Genomic DNA, 3,537 nt, shown 5'->3' on the forward strand with positions numbered 1-3,537 from the left:
GCAGCTTCCTTTTGCTTTTAGCTATGGGATAGAGGAGCCAGTGGGTTGGGCGAGTCCCCCGACAGTCACGCAACTGGCGTGGTGTTGTAGTGCCTCCTGCGGAGGAGCTGCGCTAACACGAGCGTCAAGGTGCAAAATAAGGATATGTCTTATGTGACTATATTTTTATGAACTATATAGCTAGATTTCATTATTTATAGGAAAGCTTTAAAACAAAATGTATTTATTAATTCCTGCTGCTGGTATGGGGCGACGTATGGGAAGTTCCCGAAATAAGCTTTTGTTGACTCTGTTGGGTAAGTCTTTATTGAGTTGGACTCTTGAGGCTGCTGTAAATTCTAAATATATTGTTTGGATTGGTATTATTGGACAATCTGTTGATTTTCCAGATTTTCAAAAAAATATTTCTGATTTGTCTACTGACAAGGATATAGAGCTAATTGAGGGTGGAGCGACTCGTCAGGAGTCGGTCTATAATGGTTTACAGGCTTTACCATCGGCAGGTGAACGAGTATTAATTCACGATGGGGCAAGGTGTTTGGCTACTCCTGAACTGTTGGACAGATGTGCGGAGGAGATTCTTAAGTGTCCTGGTTTAATTGCTGCTGTGCCAGTTAAGGATACTATTAAGGTTGTCGATCCATCTGGTCTAATTCAGGATACACCAGACCGTCGTAATTTGTGGGCTGCTCAAACACCCCAGGGGTTTGAGGTGAATTTGTTGAAAGAGTGTCATGAAAAGGGGCGTCAATTAGGTTGGGAAGTTACTGATGATGCTGCTTTGTTTGAAAAATGTGGTTTACCTGTGAAAATTGTTGAGGGAGAGGAGACTAATTTAAAGGTGACAACTCCTGTGGATTTAAGAGTAGCAGAATTTATTTTGGCGGAAGCTCGAAAGAAGTAGTTCAACAATTAATAATTAATAATTAATAATTAATAATTAATTATTACCTCTTCTTAAAACATTGAGGATTGGCGCTCAAGGAATTTTTTTCTTCTCTTGGTCGATTGGAGGCAAGCGAAGAAACTTCCCCATCCCATCCGTTTGTCATGCTCCGCTTTCCGACCGCTGTCTTGGTCGATTGGAGGCAAGCGTTCGCGTAGCGTCCCGGAGGGAACGGAGACCTCGCCATCCCATCCTGACGGACTGCGAGCAATTCATGTCGCGAAGCGAAACGACCGCTTTTTCTCCATGAATGGAGAGGCTTTATACCTTAATTTTGCTGAATGTTTAGGATTTTATTGGTAATTTTTCCACCAAAAGTAATGCTTGAAAGTATTGTCAATAATAATTAGATAGATCCAGGATATCCTAGATTAATGTGGTACAACTGACAGGGTAAATATTTTTTGCTTGTTCTCTATTCTACTCCGCATCTTCTCTATTTCCTATTCCCTATTCCCGATAACTATCAATGACTTTTTTTTGAAGATGCTCAAAAAAAACAATTTAATGAAAATTACGACTGAAGCGATGGAATTGGAATGTTTCTCGAAAATTTATCAGGAGTATTTGATTAGTTATGCACAAGTTATTTAGTTGGAAAAGGTACGGTTAATGGTTGATATATTTGTCGGCAAATTATCGAAGATAAAAATTATAGAAAATTACTCTGTGATTCTGAGATAGGTAAAGGAAGTACATTGATAATCGAAATTCCTAATTAAGAAGTTGCCCGGAAAAATGGGGTGGAAAATATAGAGTTTCCCTAAAAACAATTTAATGAAAAGTAAGCATTCAGCTAGCTCGCAGTCAGCTATCAGCAACAAGACTTTCTATTTAAAGACAGTGTTTAAATTAACAACTGACTTTAAGAACAAGGGAACCAACTTTTGTAGTAAGACAATTAATAAAGCTTTTATCCTAAATTAAAAGCAATAGCTGTTAGCGAAGCTCCTCTGTTTCGCTGCGCGACATGAAAAGCGCAGCTCCTCCGGAGGAGGCAAGAGGCTAGCTGATGGCTGACGGCTGAATGCTTACAATGAAAATTAGGACTGAAGCGATGGAATTGGAATGTTTCTCGAAAATTTATCAGGAGGATTTGATTAGTTATGCACAAGTTATTTAGTTGGAAAAGGTACGGTTAATGGTTGATATATTTGTCGGCAAATTATCGAAGATAAAAATTATAGAAAATTACTCTGTGATTCTGAGATAGGTAAAGGAAGTACATTGATAATCGAAATTCCTAATTAAGAAGTTGCCCGGAAAAATGGGGTGGAAAATATAGAATTTTCCCTAATGCTTAATCACTGGAAAATTTGCCAAATACAAGCAGTTAAAAACCTTTGAATCCTAAACCTGTTTCTCTTTGTTGAGGATGAATTTTTTCGGGAACTTGATTACTAGCAATTTTATGGTTATTCCCAAGTTGACTTAATATAATTCCAACTAAAATAATACCTCCCCCAATATAGTGAGCAATAGTCGGTTTTTCTCCGAGAATTAAATAAGCTGCTATAATTCCAGCAACAGGATTAAATGCACTAGCAATAGAAGCATCAGAACTGCTGGTTTTACTTAATCCTTTTAACCAAAGAATTTGACCAACTACTACAATAACTGCACTATAAACTAACATCCATTGCCATAAAAAAGGCGATAATAGCTGCATAAAGTGACTACTACCATAAAAATATATTGCTGCAAAAAAGAAGATAAAACCTCCAAACCCATTGCGCACAATATTAAAAAATCCTACTGGAATTCGGTGCAGACGTGCTTTGCTAATAGTATTAGAAATTGCCGTAGCGATCGCTGCTATTGCTGCTAAAATTTCTCCGGAATTGATAGCTATCATTTTAGTAGAAGAAGCTGTAACTGAATTGTCTCCCAAATTTTGTAAAACTATAATCAAAATAACTCCGGCAAAGGAAATAATTGCTCCAGTAATTTTCCACTTATTAACTTTTTCTCCTAATAACCAAATAGCTAATGCTAAAGTTAAGGGAGGTTCAATACGTCCGATTAAGATAACATTGTTAACCATTGTGCGAGAAAGTGCTTCAAATGAAACTGCAGGAGAGAAAGCTCCAGCGAGAAATGCAACAGTTAACATGGTCGCCCAATCTTGGTTAGAAAATTGTTTTAATTCATGGAGATTTAGCTGTTTTTTGTAGATAATAATTAAAATTAATAATGCGCAGATATTTCCGACAAATAATACATTACAAAAAGAAATGGGATTTTCCCCAGGAAATTTTGCTGCACCAATTTCTGTTAATTGTTTTGTAATGGAGTTGGAAGCGCCGAATATAATGATTGCTAATAATAGGTAAATTTGTCCGGGAATTTTTTGTGAAAGGTGAGAAATCTTTGTGATTATTTGGTTCATTATAAGGAAGAATTCATTAATGGATAATGGATAATTGATAATGGATAATTACATCTGGTTAAAACCGTACGGGAATTGAATATAAGGAAATATACTAGCACTTTTCTCTTGGTCGATTGGAGGCAAGCGTTTGCGCTTCGCAAAGCTTCACTTTACATGTTGCGGAGCAAAACGCGTAGCGTCCCGGAGGGAACGGAAACCT

2 protein-coding genes are annotated in these 3,537 nt (G+C 37.2%); one reads left to right on the forward strand and one right to left on the reverse strand.

Translation table 11 applies throughout. The annotated features are described in order from the left end of the window. The first annotated feature begins 217 nt into the window (after positions 1 to 217). Entirely contained in the window at positions 218 to 904 is a 687-nt protein-coding gene (gene ispD, locus F6K22_RS35910) for a 2-C-methyl-D-erythritol 4-phosphate cytidylyltransferase (protein ID WP_293109381.1), read from the forward strand. Positions 905 to 2,279: 1,375 nt separating this feature from the next. On the opposite strand, the gene F6K22_RS35915 is transcribed toward ispD, so the two are convergent. Then, on the reverse strand, positions 2,280 to 3,335 hold the full coding sequence (locus tag F6K22_RS35915) for a DMT family transporter (protein ID WP_293109383.1): 1,056 nt from the start codon (positions 3,333 to 3,335) through the stop codon (positions 2,280 to 2,282). Positions 3,336 to 3,537: the final 202 nt, after the last annotated feature.

Origin of the sequence: Okeania sp. SIO2F4, assembly GCF_010672385.1 — a bacterium.
Classification (GTDB): domain Bacteria; phylum Cyanobacteriota; class Cyanobacteriia; order Cyanobacteriales; family Microcoleaceae; genus Trichodesmium.